At 54.3% G+C, this 328-nt stretch carries 1 pseudogene; it reads left to right on the top strand.

Annotated elements, in window-relative coordinates:
• Window positions 1-85: 85 nt before the first annotated feature.
• A pseudogene (locus B7449_RS18855) lies at window positions 86-328 on the top strand (hypothetical protein); the annotation flags it as partial.

Genomic DNA, 328 nt, shown 5'->3' with positions numbered 1-328 from the left:
ATTTCGCTCATAATCGTGTCATTTATTCTTGTACAATTATGATAGCCGTCCTAGAATTTCCCTGTCTCTACATTGGGAGTTCATCATGGCCGTGATTACTGCGTCGGAAGGACGCATCACCCTGAAGGCCGAATTTCATCCCGAACTGGCAATCCAGGCCCGGCGTTACAGGGGACGTTTTCTCGGCAAGGAAATCGGCTGGTCCTTCCTGCCCGAACACGAGCCGGCGATCCGCCAGATCTGCCAGACCCTGTATGGCGTGGATGGCACGCCAGATGCATGGAATGACTGCTGCACCGTGCAGGTCGAAGTCGACGAGCAGGATGTC

Source organism: Komagataeibacter intermedius TF2, assembly GCF_000964425.1.
In the GTDB taxonomy this organism is placed as follows: domain Bacteria; phylum Pseudomonadota; class Alphaproteobacteria; order Acetobacterales; family Acetobacteraceae; genus Komagataeibacter; species Komagataeibacter intermedius.
Note: the sequence above shows the minus strand (reverse complement) of the source record. Positions and strands in the feature narration are given on the sequence as shown.